Origin of the sequence: Oxobacter pfennigii, from assembly GCF_001317355.1 — a bacterium.
Lineage (GTDB): Bacteria > Bacillota > Clostridia > Clostridiales > Oxobacteraceae > Oxobacter > Oxobacter pfennigii.
Map to the genome: position 1 here is coordinate 1 of NZ_LKET01000030.1, position 13,255 is coordinate 13,255.

Consider the following 13,255-nt stretch of genomic DNA (forward strand, 5'->3'; position numbering starts at 1 on the left):
CAAGTTTATCTTCGGGCGTGTTGTCCCAATAGGAAATTACGTCAGCCAATCAAACTCATCATAACAAAAAATAGAGAGTAAAGATTATTGAAAATCTCTACTCTTATATAGTACGAATTGGAATTTGAAGGTCAGATAAAGCACAATGTAATTTATCTTAGATAAGACCCATTATAGAGTTGACAAAATCCCCTTGAAGAGGTGAATTAATATGGATTTAAGATTGGCTAAGAAGAATGATTTGCCGCGGCTTAAAACGATGTATGAAAAAATAATCGACAATATGAATAAAAACAACATGCGGATTTGGGATGAAATTTATCCCTGTGAATTTTTTCAAGATGATATCGATAATAAAAGCCTTTATATATTAACTGAGGATAATGACATAGCAGCCGCATTTGCTTTATGCGAATCAAATGCCGGCGAAGATCATTTAAAATGGAAAAATGTCAAAGAAAAGGCATTATATATAGATCGTTTTGGGGTTAATGTGGATTATTTAAGACAAGGAATAGGCGGGTTAATGCTCAAAAATGCTTTGAAACTAGCAAAACAGAAGGGTGCTAAATATTTGAGATTATTTGTTGTAGATATAAATAAACCGGCAATAAATTTATATTTAAAAAATGGATTTAAGCGTGTTGATGGAATCTATGAAGAAAGAATTGATGATTTTGTATTGCGTGAATATGGATTTGAAATAGAAATATAGAACAATTATAATCTGTGATATTTATGAATTACAATTTATTGGGTGGACACTAACATCAAAAGCACCTATTATTATTGAAAGCGGGGTAAATACACTATGTGGCAATGTCCTGAATGCGGACGGGAGTTCAAGAACACAAATCAAGACCATTACTGCGGCGAGCCGCCGAAAACGGTTGATGCCTATATTGCCGCGCAGCCGGAGGATGTCCGGCCGCTGTTAAGTCAGGTGCGGGATACGCTCCATGCCGCACTCCCTGATGCAGAAGAGCGTATCTCGTGGAGTATGCCAACTTACTGGCATAAACAGAATATAATCCACTTTGCGGCATTCAAAAAGCATATCGGGCTGTATCCAGGCGATAAGGCTGTTGATCATTTCAGCGAGAAGCTCGCGGAATATAAAACAAGCAAAGGCGCGGTTCAGTTTCCGTACAGCAAGCCGTTACCGCTACTACTTATCGCCGAAATAGCGAAATGGTGTTACCATACCGGAAATCATCACTAATGTATTATCGCATAAAGTTTAAATTCTAAAAATACTATAACCTTAAACCTGGAGAAAATGCTATGAAGAAAAACAAAAATCAACAGAATAAGTGGAAGCGTGATTTCCTCACCATAGCCGGCGGCCAGACGGTATCCCTCATAGGCAGCGCCGCCGTGCAGTTTTCCCTGATCTGGTGGCTGGCCAGTGAAACGGCATCGCCTATCATGATGTCAATTGCGGGCGTATTCGCCTTTTTGCCACAGCTGGTTCTCGGCCCCTTTGCAGGCGTGTGGGTCGACCGCATCAACCGAAAAACCGTCATTATAGCAGCAGACCTTTTCATTGGACTGGTGGCCCTTGTTTTCGCCTTTTTCTTCCTGTTCGGCAATCCGCCCTACTGGTCGGTCTGCATGGTGCTGGGCATCAGGGCGGTGGGAACTGTGTTTCACACTCCGGCTATTCAAGCAGCGGTACCAATGCTGGTGCCGCAGCAGGAATTGGTGCGTGCCAACGGGTGGAGCCAGTTCATGCAATCGGGCGCCTTTTTGCTGGGGCCGGTATTGGGTGCGGCCATGTATACAGCATTGCCCCTTTGGATCATATTGCTGTCCGATTTGGTAGGCGCGCTCATAGCCAGCGCCACGGTGGCAGTTGTCAAAATACCCGACCCGGAGCGGCAGGTAAAACAAAGGCCGCAGCTTTTCCATGAAATGAAGGAGGGAGCGGCAGCTATCTGCCAGGACAGAAAGCTGTTTATCGTAACGGCGGCCACGCTTGTTGGCATGGTATTTTACGCGCCTCTGTCCACTTTTTATCCTCTCATGACCAGCGGCTATTTCCGGGCCGACGCCTGGCATGCCAGCATGGTCAACCTTGGATATGCAACGGGTATGATGCTCTGTGCTCTAATCCTGGGAAAGTTCGGCACCATCAAAAACAAGTTTCCGGTTATCCATCTGGGGCTTTTGGGCATGGGAGCATCCTCATTGCTATGCGGCCTGCTGCCTGCAAAGATGGTCTGGTTCTGGGTGTTCGCAGCGTTGTGCGCGCTGCTCGGAGCCAGCAGCAACCTGTACAACATCCCTTATATCGCCTATATGCAGGAAACCATCGATCCGGATAAGATGGGACGTGCTTTTTCTCTTATCGGAAGCCTCAGTTCAGCTACTATGCCTTTGGGGTTGCTCATAGCAGGCCCGGTTGCCGAAAGCAGGGGAGTATCGTTGTGGTTTTTCGTTTCCGGGATTGCACTCCTGCTGCTCACATCGGTCAGCGCCCTGCTCGTCCTTCCGCAAAGCCGCAGGGTATAAGGAGCTTATCAGCATGAAAAAGGAGGGGATGACTTAAATTTTAATACTCTAAGTGAATTATTGCGGAATGGTGAATGTATAAATTATATTCTCCATTCCTTTTATATTGCTGCATTAAATACGTATTTTTTATTTACATACAAAATTAAATATGGTAATATATCTTATATGCAAAACATAATTAGAGAATTCATAAGAAAGGAAGAATATAATATGGCAATTGTTCTTGATGATAGTGATAAAGCAATTTTAAGAGAATTACAGAAAGACGCTTCAATATCAAACCTAAACTTATCAAAAAAAATTGGACTTTCACCATCGGCTTGCCTTGCAAGAACAAAGAACTTAGTAGAAGCTGGTATTATAAAAAAATTTGCTACTATTGTTGACGAGAAGAAGCTGGGAATGGAAGTCCTTGCATTTGTTCTTGTGAACTTATCCCCTCTAAATAGGGAAACAATACATTCATTTTTAGAGGATGTAAATAGACTTCCGCAGATTCAAGAGTGCTACACACTTACAGGAAGCCACGATTATCTGCTTAAGATTGTAGCAAAAGATATGGAGAGTTATAGGGACTTTATAATTGATTCATTGATGCAGAATACTACAATCAGCAGTGTTGAAACAAGCATGGTTATGGGGATAGAGAAAAGAACTGTCTATGTACCCGTTGATGAAGTTTAGTGGGGTGAAAAATTTGAAAGAAAAAATTAAAGCATTAAAAGCGGCCTTTTCCCATACTATTCCTGTGTTTACCGGGTTTACTTTCTTAGGCATTGCGTATGGTATCCTAATGAACAGCAAGGGTTATGGTGTTGGTTGGACAGTTTTGTTTAGCTTTATGGCATTTGCAGGCTCAGCACAATATGTGGCAATTACTTTTCTCACATCAATTTTTAATCCTGTTTATGCATTGCTAATGACATTAATGGTAAATGCTCGGCATTTATTTTATGGCATTTCAATGCTGGATAAATACAAGGATACTGGTAAATTAAAACCATATCTTATCTTTGGCCTGTGTGATGAAACATTTTCTATTGCCTGTTCAACAGAGCCGCCGGAAGGAGTAAACCGGAACTGGTTTATGTTTTTCATTACTCTGCTTGACCATAGCTATTGGGTATTCGGTTCAACCCTTGGCGGACTGCTGGGTTCTATGATTTCATTTAATACAAAAGGTCTTGATTTTGTGTTAACTGCACTTTTTGTTGTAATATTCGCAGGACAATGGAAAACTCAGAAAGACCACAAACCAGCAGTAATCGGTGTTTTATGTTCTATTATTTGTTTGGTTGTTTTCGGACAAAGTAATTTCATTATTCCTTCCATGATTGCTATATTGGCAGTATTGACAATATCCCGAAAAGAATATGCAGAAAAGCAAGAGCTGGCGGAGGGGAGAGTACAATGACTTTAACACCTATTCAAACTTTTATTATTATTTGCATGGTAACTATTGGTACAATTATAACAAGGTTTTTGCCCTTTATAATATTTCAAGGTACTAAGTCAAATAATTCATATATCAGTTATCTTGGACAAGTTTTGCCTTATTCTGCTATCGGTTTGTTGGTTGTATATTGTCTTAAAAGCGTTAATTTTAAAAGCCATGCATATGGGATTCCAGAGGCAGTAGCTATCATTTTCATTATTTTGCTTCATTATTGGAAGGAAAATACTCTTCTGAGCATTGGGGTAGGTACAGTTATCTACATGGTACTTGTTCAAGCTGTTTTTATTTAAGAATTGATTAAAAAACTGTCTAAATTAAGACACATATTTCTCAAAATACGGATTTGTGTTATTGAGGGTCGAGTATTTACTTAATTAAGGATTAAATAGTCTAATTCATAACCATCAGGTGTTGCAAGCTGTAATAATTTTTTATTTTTAGGCAGATTTACTGTATTGAAATCTACCACAGTTAAGCCTTTTCTCAATGGCTCTCCGGAAACAGTATATTGGTTCTTGTAATACTTAATAGACTTAACATCAAAATTAAAAACAATAAGCCTCACAACATGAGGATACTTAATTGTAAAAGCAAATTCATGTATAGGAGAGGGACCGCCTGCTTCCCCAGGCAGGGCTAAATGACCTGAAAGGTCATACCACCAGGACCCTCCTCCCTCGTAATCAAAAACTCTGTGCTGCTGGTAAGACATGTTAGTTGGGACATTACTCCAGCGCCAGTTGGAGCTATGCCATAATGAATCATAAGCAGGCCTCTGCCAGTTCAGGTTTTTATAGACTGTTACAAAGGGAATATTGCTTCCTTCTCTTTGAACTAATGGAATAGGCAAAACTTTCTCTTTAAATTTACTGATATCCCTGTCCGGAAGTATTTCGTAGTCGTAAATAGTTTTTGGTTCTGACGGTTCCAGTATTTTTAATTTTTCCTCGCATGCCATAGGTTGATGTCTATTATTTGCAGGTACTGTTGCTGCAGATTGACAGAATATGAAGAGGGTTAATAGAAATATATAAAAATGACTCATTTACAATATATCACCTTTCCTTCAACTTTAGTATTTCCTAAATTTGAGATGCAAAGCAGTATATTTATGGGAATTTGATTTAAAAACTGCCGAAACCGGGAAACAAGAGGTTTTCTTTGATATAATGGAAATGAGTGTTTCATTTATTTTATTAGACGTGGATTTTAATATAATTCACATTGTTTCTATGTTCCGGCAGAACAGTATAGTTTATGTGCAGTAAAAATATATATAACGTGAGGTATTATATGAAAATTGAAACTGACAGATTATTGCTGAGAAAGCACAGAATCGAAGATTATGAGCGGTTCTGGGGGATGATAACTGATCCAATCGCCAAACGCTTTACGGGTGGTGTTACTTCGCTTACCTATGAGCAGCGCTTTAAGCTTTTTTGCGAGGATTGCAGTACACCATATTCAGAAGATAGAATCGAATTTGCGGTAGTAGAAAAGTCATCCATGATGTACATTGGTTACTGTGGATGCAGAGCCTCAAAAGAACTTGGAGGATACGAGCTGTTCTATGGCTACTGCCGGGATAGCTGGGGAAAAGGCTATGGCTTCGAAGCTGCTGATTCTGCTGTCGCATTTTTCTTCGAACAAATGGGCATTGACCGTTTGGTTGCTGCCAGTGATAAGGAAAACATTGCGACCGTCAGAATTCTGAACCGGCTAGGTTTCAAATTTATCGAACAGGTAAATATTGACCGTTTGGGAGTGGTAGATAAATGTGAACTGCATAAGCAAGAATACAGGCGGAGCAGATGAGTATTCCATAACAACACCTATTAAGCTTTTTATACAATTACTCTATTCGACTTAAAAATTTCCTTGTGAAAAAAGCAATCCAAAGAAAGCATAATACAATCCCAAATATGAACGTAAAAAGATTTACTCCGTCCATTAAAAGCTTTCCAACCCAAAACGACGGCAAAAACGCTGCGAAAAAATGATATGGCGCGGGTATAAACCATACAGCTGCCAACCCTAATAAGCTCACTCCCATTAATTTTGAGAGGGCAAGCCCCTCAACCCTGTTTTCAGCTATCGACACAACCAGCATTACCATAAATAGCCCTGTCAGAGTGCCTATAAACGAACTTAAAAAAATGACATCAAAGGATAAAGCTGAAATATTAAAAAGCAGCATAGAAATAATTGTTACTATAAACGCCCATATCATCGGGATACCGATACGGGCTGCTAAATAAGAATAACCCTCTATCGGCGTTATTTTATAAAATGCGCTTATACCCTCGTCACGTTCTTCAAGGAGCAGGAAAGCGGACACCATCGCTGTAATCATTGGCATTAAGCAGACAAGCATACCGTCCACAAGGCCATACCAAGGCAAAAGCGAAAAAGGCATATAATCTTCCATAATGCTGTTTACAAACGGGACAGCAAGCTTAAAAATCGAACCAACGAAAAAGGGAGCAGGCAAAAGTATGAGCAGCATACCGTCTTTTGTAATTTGCCTTAATCCAATTTGGAATAGTTTAATTGTCTGTTTCATACTCTTTCGCCCCCTTCTACCCGCATGGCGGCCGGAATACGCTTGTTTGCGAGATAAAGAATCATCCCCAGCCATAATGCAAGCACAATCCATAACCATATGGAAGGCTTATCACTTATATCCAGCGAGCAGGCAATCATGCGCCATAGGGCTGTACCGGGCAGCACATCAAAAAAGGGATAGGATATTCCAAAGGCCGTGAGTATGGACGGTATTGTTAAAAGTATGGCCGGGGGTGTGACTATCAGCATATATTGATTAACCGAGTTGGCATAACTCGTCATTATCAATCCAATGATTGTAAAAATCATGGAGCCTATAAATACGCTGACCGACAGCAGCATGTAGTTCTTCGTTTCTTGAAAACCGAGAATATGAATAAGGGTTGCCGATAAAGTTGAAATGATTGACAGCGATACTGCTTTTGACAATATATATTCCAGAGGGCGAAGCGGAGAAATCCCCCAAAACTCATGAAGCCCCTCCCTTTTTTCAAGAAGCCATATACCGCCAATGAAGAACATCCCCAACATTGAGGGATCAGTCAGGATAATAATAGACGCTGCAATTCTTTTATATTTATCCGGGCATACAAACAACACCGCTATATAGACTGCGCTGATGAAAGCGTAGAGAAAGTAAAAACCGTATCTGATTTGATAACGTATGTCATTTATAAGCGCGGAGAGAAACCTCATTGTAAACACCTGCCTGTTATTGTGATAAAAACATCTTCAAGGGTCTGTTCTTTTGAATGTATGCTTGTGAGCGTTCCGTATTTTAATGCAAATTGAAAATCCGCCGACGCTCCAAGTTCCGCCAGCAAGCAAGTATTTTTAGCTTCCCGCCCATCAGAGGTAAAACTATATTCTACTTTTACGTCCCCTCCGCTTTTTCGCAGTGAATGGGGGGTGTCCATCGCTTTAATTTTCCCGTCTGCAATAAAGGCCACGCGGTCACAAAGCTCTTCGGCATCGTGCATATTGTGAGTGGTTAAAATAACGGTTTTTCCCATTTTTTTCTGTTCCAGTATCATATTTTTAAGTATTCTTGCGTTTGCGGGGTCAAGGCCGCTTGTCGGTTCGTCAAGAAAAAGAAGCTTCGGATTGTGTATAAGGCAGCGTACAAAGCCAAGCCGCATTTTCATTCCCTTTGAAAAGTTCCCCACCTTTTTATCCGCGTCGTCCAGAAGACCGACTCTATCCAATAACATCATAGGGTCAGCCGTCTTTGCGGAGTACAAGGAAGCAAAATATTTCAAGTTTTCAAGCGCGGTAAACTTGCCATAGAAATTAGGAAACTCAAAGTCAACGCCTATATTTTCATAAAAGGCATTTGTCCTGTTTTTGACTTCAATATCAATAACACGGACGCTGCCGCGGTACTTCCGCAATACGCCTGTCAGTATTTTCTGCAAAGTGCTCTTTCCCGCGCCGGAGGGGCCGAGAAAACCGAATATTTCACCTTGCTTTACATCAAAGCTGATGCCCCGCATGGTATCAGCTTTTGAGGCAGGATATTTCAAAAAAACGTTTTGTACGCTAATCATTTTTATCACCTACTATCTCTTTCAGTACGCCGTTAAGAACTGTATTCATTACCTCAATCCGAACAGCCTCATTCTCCTGATTAAGATTAATAAATCCCAAGGCTAGTATTTGTAAAATTTTTGCCGCTATTTCAATACCGCAGGTAAAACTTACGCCATAATTTTCAAAATTCTTTATTTGTATTAAATCATCAAGGGTATGGGCTTCCACTACTTCTTTCGGTAATTTTCTGAAAAGATACTCCGTCGTATCTCTATCTATTTTTCGGATTAACGGATAACAGTCAAGCTGTTCAAACATCCAAATAAAAGCCTGCTTCACCAACTCTCTTGAAGGTAAATCAGAGTGAGCCTTTAAAAACTTATCCGTTTCACACCACATCTTTTTTTGCATGTTAAAAACAATTTCAATAAAAAGCTGCTCTTTACTGGAATAAAACGAATAGAAAGAACCTTTTGCAATACCTGTGGCCTGCACTAATTCGTCAATAGACACTTTTTTGATCCCATAAACCGTAAATAATCGCTCGGCTTCACTTAACAATTTTTGTTTAATAATCTCTTTTTCAGCTTCACTAAAACGCGGCATTTGCGCCCTCCTGTCTGTATGACTTATATTACTATTTTAGTCATATAGATTGTATCATGTCCTTCCATTTTTGTAAATAACAATAAGGCAGTATGGTATATTAAGCAACCGCAGCCGTAATAGGGGAAAGTGTACCCCTTTTTAAAGAAATGGGTTAAAAAAGCAAAAATCTTGGCTTTCTGACCAATCATTTGCGAAGAAGTTCGGCTTTCAGGCTGTTGATACTACCGATAATGGATATGAATTGCTTGCACTTTCTTTTGAAGGAACAACGCCAAAGTTTGCACAAAATGTTAAAAACCAATAAATTGAAAGCAAAGAGCTAACAATTTATTATGATATGCAATGCACATATGTCTGTCCAAACATTGAGATGATAAAACAGCATTGTGAAATGAATGGCGTTCCTCTATCTTTAATTCAAGTGGATACGCTGCAAAAAGCAAAGGAATTGCCTTGTGTTTTCAATAACTGGTGTGTATTTTATAAAGGGGATTTTGAGACAGTGAATTTGTTAGGTATCACCTGCTTAAAAACATTTAAGCCAGTTAAAATTAGGTACCTAAAATAATGTTTGACATCCCAAATATGAGTGTGATATTCTCAATTATATTAGGTGCCTGATATGAAGTTTTATGGAGGAGTACAAATGGATAAAAATGATTTTACCAATGAAGCTCCGAACCTTGTGACAGAAGAACTATTCTCGCTATTTTTGCGCTGTTCCCACGCATTAAGCCGCGGGCATCATCAAAACGCAAAAATTCATCCCAGCCAGCAGCGCGTTCTTTCACTCCTTGCATCAAAGGATAAAATTACACAGCGTGATTTGTTGGACATTATGCAGATTCGCGCTGCTTCCTTAAGCGAATTGCTGACCAAAATGGAAGGCAAGGGGCTTATCAGCCGGACAAGAACTGATGGTACCAAACGCAGCGTTGATGTTGAAATTACCGATCTGGGTGAAGCGGTTATGGCTGAATATACGTGCAATCAACAAGAGACAGCAAAGGAATTGTTCTCCGGCTTAACGGAGGACGAACAGCGGCAGATGGTTCAGCTGTTGAGTAAACTTATCGAGGATTGGCACAACCGACACCACGGCTCAGAGGGCAGCAGCGGTGTGCCTGAACACAGCGGCAATGGCCATCATGCGCATCATCATGGCTCCAAGCATTATAACGAACCTGAGTGCCATGATAATCACGGAAGCAGTGGACACTGCCGAAACGGCCATGGGCAATAGGAGAACAAAGGGCTCATGAAAAAACATAAGCTGTGTATGGGCAATATAGTGAAGTGAATTTTGTGAAAAGGGGAGACTCTATGAAAAAACAGACAACAAATACGAATAGAAGCGTTTTTATTTATTTATGTATTATAGCTTTAATTGCGTTAGCCAACGGATTAAGCGCAAGTGTGCTGTCCAACTATTTTAAGGATGCATATTCCGTAACAACTTATCAAAGGGGATTTATTGAAATTCCCAGAGAATTTCCGGGGATACTGTCCTTGTTTATTGTGACGGGGCTGTCTTTTTTATCGGATATTCGTATCGCCATGATCGCACAGGTGTTAAGCATTATCGGGATTACGGTACTGGGGCTTTTAACACCGCCCTATGGGGTTATGCTTTTTTTTATTTTTATCAACTCTATGGGGGAGCATCTGACCTTGCCGCTGCAGGATAGTATCGGCATGTCCCTTATAAAAGACGGAAATGTCGGGAAGCGAATGGGACAATATAAAGGCATTTCAACAGGCTTTGCAATGCTTTCAAGCGTCTTGGTTTTCATGGGTTTCAGAATGGGCTTTTTCAGCTTTACTGCCAAGATCAAATGGATTTTTATCATAGCGGCTGTTTGTTTTTCGCTGGTGATGGTTTTACTGTCTGTTCTGGAACGGGTGAATAAAGATCCCATTAAACAGAGCAGAAAGATCGAGTTTATATTTAGAAAGGAATATCGTTATTACTACATCCTGGTAATAATGTTTGGGCTGCAAAAACAGATGATGCTGGTCTACGGGCCCTGGGTGTTAATTGAGCTTTTAAGCAAAAAAGCAGATACTTTAGCAATTCTCGGTATTATCGGTTCCTTTGCCGGAATCTTCTTTATACCTGCTGTGGGCAGGTGGCTGGATCGTTTTGGGATCAAAAAGCTTTTATATATAGATGCCTTGTCTTATATCGGCGTCTATTTAATATACGGTCTTTTGTGCGCAGGGTTTATTTCCAACACCTTCGGACGGGCAGGCCTTCCGGTTCTGTTTGTATATCTGTTGTTTATATTAGATAAAATGTCCATACAGATGGGGCTGGTGAGAACTGTTTATTTGAAATCCATTCTTGTGAAAGAATCTGACTTAAGGCCTTCCTTAACCCTGGGGCAAAGTATGGATCATTTTGTTTCCATTACCTGTGCTTTCTTAGGAGGAATTGTTTGGAGCATGGTAGGTGCACAGTATCTGTTTTTCATTGTTGCAGCCCTATCCTGCATTAACTTGTATGTGGCAATAAAGGTTAAGGATGACGCACCGGCTGCTTCTCTTCAGGCAGTAGTTAAGTAGGCAAAAGAAGACATATAAGTTTAAAACCTTTGCTTGTATGAGAATACGGACAAAGGTTTTTTGCACGTATACGGGTAAGGAGCATTGCTTCTCTCTTTGAACTAATCAAATAGGAAAAACTTCCTCCTTAAATTTACTGATATCACTGTCCGGAAGCATTTCATAGTTTTAAATAGTTTTCGATATCAATATAGAAGCAGTATTAATTTAAATATTGATTTTTTAAACAGTTCCTGTTACGATAATAACCAACAACAACTAAATCATTTCAAGTTTTCTAAAGTTTCGTAGTTATTAATTTAACTATACGGTAGAAGCTAAAAGAGAACACTCAGCTAAACTGTGTTCACGGAAGGATAAGCCCGGGAAGTCATCTATATGATTTCTCGTTTTTTTATTCTGGGCTTAGATTAGGTTTTTGACAAAAGGATAATCAAGTAGGGCTGAGTTTTTTAAAATTAGTTCATCAAAGATTAAATTTATTTAAGAGGTTAAATTATGTTAATGTACGTGTTTTCTATTATAATTATTGTGGCATCAAATATATTCTATAATATATGTTCAAAATCAATGCCGGAAAAAGCTAACCCTTTTTCATCATTGTTTGTCACATATTTGACTGGGGCAGTTATAACCATTATTGCATTTAAATTTTATAAAACTGATAAAGGGTTTTTTCAATCATTTGAAGACTTAAATTGGACGAGTATAGTGCTTGGCTTTGCTATTGTTGGACTTGAGTTTGGATATATAATGGCATATAGGGCAGGATGGAATATAAGCACAGGGTCCTTGGTAGCAAATATTCTTCTTGCGCTTATTCTTATTCCGGTAGGCATACTATTTTATAAAGAAGGATTTGATATAAATAAAATATTTGGCATATCACTCTGCATAATAGGATTAATATTTATAAATAAAAGATAATATTTGGGATGATCACTGATTTAATCGCAAATGCTTTACGGGTGGTGTTACTTCGCTGACTTATGTAATTAATGCGTAGCAAACAGAGCTTACAGATTAAACTGACCTATACCAAATACCTTACCGAAAAGAATTGCTGCAATAATCATTAATCTGAATGCTTCCCAAAAAGTTATTTCTCTAATATTAAAAATTCTTGTAACAGTAATATTCCAAAGCCACATCAATAATGCACTTAACAAAAACAGAAGAATTATCTGAAAAAATATTATACCAATGCCTGCACTAATAAAACCTGCCGGGTAAAAAGGCATTTTTGCATCCATTAAAAGACCTCCTTGCCATATATTTATGTTTGCTACGCATTTTAAAAGGACCTTCTTTAATTATAATAACATACTGGGAATTTTGAACAATAATATTTTAACCTCTCATACAAAATTATAGGTATATATTGGGATTGTGATATAATTATCAATGACTAAGGTCAAATTTGCAGGATATTATGCGGCAACCAAAAAAGAAAAGCGCCTTGTTGATTTTGTAAACACAACATCCATGAAATTCATAAGTCATTGCTGCGGCATGGAAGAAATTCTGTTGGATAGCTTTTATAAAATTGGCATACGGCGTTTTGACCCATGCCAGCCGTGCAATAACCTGAAAAAAATGAAAGAACGTTATCCGGATATAGCTTTAATAGGCGGTCTTGATCTCCAGGGCTGCGTGGATCTTTCTGACGTTACCGAGGATGAATTGCGGCAAGAAGTACGCCGGTGCATTGATGAATATGGCCCGCTGGGAGGCTACACTATATATGGATGCTCCGTCTCAATGTATGATCCTTCAGCGTTTGCCCCCGGCAAGAAGATGGGGATCATATGCGGCGAGGCAATCAGTTATGCAAAAAGTAAAATCAAATAACTAAATTTCCCAGTCAGAGCCCAATTGTGCAAACATGTTGGGTTCTCTTTTTATAATAAGCTTATGGGCTTAATGAATTAAGACGGCATAGCTTTATATCAAAATAAAATTTATAGTCTTCTGGATATGCAGATTCATAACCAATGGGTTATAATAAAATCT

Annotated in this window: 17 protein-coding genes and 1 pseudogene; 12 read left to right on the forward strand and 6 right to left on the reverse strand. The window is 39.3% G+C overall.

Annotated elements, in window-relative coordinates; genetic code table 11:
- Positions 1-211 precede the first annotated feature (211 nt).
- From OXPF_RS09505 to OXPF_RS09530, 6 genes are all read left to right on the forward strand, one after another.
- Complete coding sequence (locus OXPF_RS09505; protein WP_054874979.1) at positions 212-715, forward strand: GNAT family N-acetyltransferase; 504 nt, start codon at positions 212-214, stop codon at positions 713-715.
- 96 nt (positions 716-811) lie between these two features.
- Entirely contained in the window at positions 812-1,222 is a 411-nt protein-coding gene (locus OXPF_RS09510) for an iron chaperone (RefSeq protein ID WP_054874980.1), read from the forward strand.
- A gap of 62 nt (positions 1,223-1,284) precedes the next feature.
- Positions 1,285-2,514 carry an MFS transporter gene (locus OXPF_RS09515; protein WP_054874981.1) on the forward strand — a complete coding sequence of 410 codons (1,230 nt, stop codon included), beginning with the start codon at positions 1,285-1,287 and terminating at the stop codon, positions 2,512-2,514.
- 213 nt (positions 2,515-2,727) lie between these two features.
- A complete protein-coding gene (locus tag OXPF_RS09520) occupies positions 2,728-3,201 on the forward strand; it encodes an Lrp/AsnC family transcriptional regulator (RefSeq protein WP_054875048.1) in 474 nt (157 codons plus the stop codon).
- Between the two features lie 13 nt (positions 3,202-3,214).
- On the forward strand, positions 3,215-3,931 hold the full coding sequence (locus OXPF_RS09525; protein WP_152967738.1) for an AzlC family ABC transporter permease: 717 nt from the start codon (positions 3,215-3,217) through the stop codon (positions 3,929-3,931).
- Positions 3,928-4,263 carry a branched-chain amino acid transporter permease gene (locus tag OXPF_RS09530; protein ID WP_054874983.1) on the forward strand — a complete coding sequence of 112 codons (336 nt, stop codon included), beginning with the start codon at positions 3,928-3,930 and terminating at the stop codon, positions 4,261-4,263. The genes OXPF_RS09525 and OXPF_RS09530 overlap by 4 nt, the downstream gene beginning before the upstream one ends.
- An 80-nt stretch (positions 4,264-4,343) precedes the next feature.
- Here OXPF_RS09530 and OXPF_RS09535 read toward each other — a convergent pair whose 3' ends face one another.
- On the reverse strand, positions 4,344-4,931 hold the full coding sequence (locus OXPF_RS09535; protein WP_160317192.1) for a hypothetical protein: 588 nt from the start codon (positions 4,929-4,931) through the stop codon (positions 4,344-4,346).
- Positions 4,932-5,266: 335 nt separating this feature from the next.
- Here OXPF_RS09535 and OXPF_RS09540 point away from each other — a divergent pair, with 335 nt between their 5' ends.
- Entirely contained in the window at positions 5,267-5,788 is a 522-nt protein-coding gene (locus OXPF_RS09540) for a GNAT family N-acetyltransferase (protein ID WP_054874985.1), read from the forward strand.
- A 37-nt stretch (positions 5,789-5,825) separates the two neighbouring features.
- Here the strand turns inward: OXPF_RS09540 and OXPF_RS09545 are convergent, their stop codons facing one another.
- From OXPF_RS09545 to OXPF_RS09560, 4 genes are read right to left on the reverse strand one after another with little or no spacing between them, the layout of a single operon-like run.
- Positions 5,826-6,536, reverse strand: a complete 711-nt coding sequence (locus OXPF_RS09545; RefSeq protein ID WP_054874986.1) for an ABC transporter permease — start codon at positions 6,534-6,536, stop codon at positions 5,826-5,828.
- Entirely contained in the window at positions 6,533-7,234 is a 702-nt protein-coding gene (locus OXPF_RS09550; protein WP_054874987.1) for a fluoroquinolone export ABC transporter permease subunit, read from the reverse strand. Before OXPF_RS09550 ends, OXPF_RS09545 begins: the two co-directional genes overlap by 4 nt.
- Positions 7,231-8,085 (reverse strand): ABC transporter ATP-binding protein, encoded by an 855-nt coding sequence (locus OXPF_RS09555; RefSeq protein ID WP_054875049.1) that lies wholly within the window; start codon positions 8,083-8,085, stop codon positions 7,231-7,233. The genes OXPF_RS09550 and OXPF_RS09555 overlap by 4 nt, the downstream gene beginning before the upstream one ends.
- Positions 8,078-8,674: a TetR/AcrR family transcriptional regulator gene (locus OXPF_RS09560; protein ID WP_054874988.1), complete on the reverse strand. Its 597-nt coding sequence runs from the start codon at positions 8,672-8,674 to the stop codon at positions 8,078-8,080. The genes OXPF_RS09555 and OXPF_RS09560 overlap by 8 nt, the downstream gene beginning before the upstream one ends.
- Before the next feature lie 151 nt (positions 8,675-8,825).
- On the opposite strand from OXPF_RS09560, the pseudogene OXPF_RS21725 reads away from it, so the two are divergent.
- The 4 genes and pseudogenes from OXPF_RS21725 to OXPF_RS09575 all read left to right on the forward strand — a co-directional run.
- A pseudogene (locus tag OXPF_RS21725) lies at positions 8,826-9,245 on the forward strand (YoaP domain-containing protein); the annotation flags it as partial.
- A gap of 78 nt (positions 9,246-9,323) precedes the next feature.
- Positions 9,324-9,920, forward strand: coding sequence for a MarR family winged helix-turn-helix transcriptional regulator (locus tag OXPF_RS09565; protein ID WP_054874989.1), 597 nt, complete (start codon positions 9,324-9,326; stop codon positions 9,918-9,920).
- A gap of 80 nt (positions 9,921-10,000) precedes the next feature.
- A complete protein-coding gene (locus tag OXPF_RS09570) occupies positions 10,001-11,242 on the forward strand; it encodes an MFS transporter (RefSeq protein WP_054874990.1) in 1,242 nt (413 codons plus the stop codon).
- Positions 11,243-11,740: 498 nt separating this feature from the next.
- Positions 11,741-12,169, forward strand: coding sequence for an EamA family transporter (locus OXPF_RS09575; protein ID WP_054874991.1), 429 nt, complete (start codon positions 11,741-11,743; stop codon positions 12,167-12,169).
- 89 nt (positions 12,170-12,258) lie between these two features.
- Here OXPF_RS09575 and OXPF_RS09580 read toward each other — a convergent pair whose 3' ends face one another.
- Positions 12,259-12,495 carry a hypothetical protein gene (locus tag OXPF_RS09580; protein WP_242854377.1) on the reverse strand — a complete coding sequence of 79 codons (237 nt, stop codon included), beginning with the start codon at positions 12,493-12,495 and terminating at the stop codon, positions 12,259-12,261.
- 151 nt (positions 12,496-12,646) lie between these two features.
- Between OXPF_RS09580 and OXPF_RS09585 the strand changes: the two genes are divergently transcribed.
- A complete protein-coding gene (locus OXPF_RS09585; protein ID WP_054874992.1) occupies positions 12,647-13,093 on the forward strand; it encodes a uroporphyrinogen decarboxylase/cobalamine-independent methonine synthase family protein in 447 nt (148 codons plus the stop codon).
- The last annotated feature ends 162 nt before the right edge of the window (positions 13,094-13,255 follow it).

What these genes read in the sequence shown, in the direction of transcription:
- OXPF_RS09575 (WP_054874991.1), top strand. Translation starts at nt 11,741, where the DNA reads ATGTTAATGTACGTGTTTTCTATTATAATTATTGTGGCATCAAATATA.
- OXPF_RS09545 (WP_054874986.1), bottom strand. Translation starts at nt 6,536, where the DNA reads ATGAAACAGACAATTAAACTATTCCAAATTGGATTAAGGCAAATTACA.
- OXPF_RS09540 (WP_054874985.1), top strand. Translation starts at nt 5,267, where the DNA reads ATGAAAATTGAAACTGACAGATTATTGCTGAGAAAGCACAGAATCGAA.
- OXPF_RS09550 (WP_054874987.1), bottom strand. Translation starts at nt 7,234, where the DNA reads ATGAGGTTTCTCTCCGCGCTTATAAATGACATACGTTATCAAATCAGA.
- OXPF_RS09505 (WP_054874979.1), top strand. Translation starts at nt 212, where the DNA reads ATGGATTTAAGATTGGCTAAGAAGAATGATTTGCCGCGGCTTAAAACG.
- OXPF_RS09510 (WP_054874980.1), top strand. Translation starts at nt 812, where the DNA reads ATGTGGCAATGTCCTGAATGCGGACGGGAGTTCAAGAACACAAATCAA.
- OXPF_RS09555 (WP_054875049.1), bottom strand. Translation starts at nt 8,085, where the DNA reads ATGATTAGCGTACAAAACGTTTTTTTGAAATATCCTGCCTCAAAAGCT.
- OXPF_RS09565 (WP_054874989.1), top strand. Translation starts at nt 9,324, where the DNA reads ATGGATAAAAATGATTTTACCAATGAAGCTCCGAACCTTGTGACAGAA.
- OXPF_RS09570 (WP_054874990.1), top strand. Translation starts at nt 10,001, where the DNA reads ATGAAAAAACAGACAACAAATACGAATAGAAGCGTTTTTATTTATTTA.
- OXPF_RS09580 (WP_242854377.1), bottom strand. Translation starts at nt 12,495, where the DNA reads ATGGATGCAAAAATGCCTTTTTACCCGGCAGGTTTTATTAGTGCAGGC.
- OXPF_RS09535 (WP_160317192.1), bottom strand. Translation starts at nt 4,931, where the DNA reads ATGGCATGCGAGGAAAAATTAAAAATACTGGAACCGTCAGAACCAAAA.
- OXPF_RS09560 (WP_054874988.1), bottom strand. Translation starts at nt 8,674, where the DNA reads ATGCCGCGTTTTAGTGAAGCTGAAAAAGAGATTATTAAACAAAAATTG.
- OXPF_RS09585 (WP_054874992.1), top strand. Translation starts at nt 12,647, where the DNA reads ATGACTAAGGTCAAATTTGCAGGATATTATGCGGCAACCAAAAAAGAA.
- OXPF_RS09515 (WP_054874981.1), top strand. Translation starts at nt 1,285, where the DNA reads ATGAAGAAAAACAAAAATCAACAGAATAAGTGGAAGCGTGATTTCCTC.
- OXPF_RS09520 (WP_054875048.1), top strand. Translation starts at nt 2,728, where the DNA reads ATGGCAATTGTTCTTGATGATAGTGATAAAGCAATTTTAAGAGAATTA.
- OXPF_RS09530 (WP_054874983.1), top strand. Translation starts at nt 3,928, where the DNA reads ATGACTTTAACACCTATTCAAACTTTTATTATTATTTGCATGGTAACT.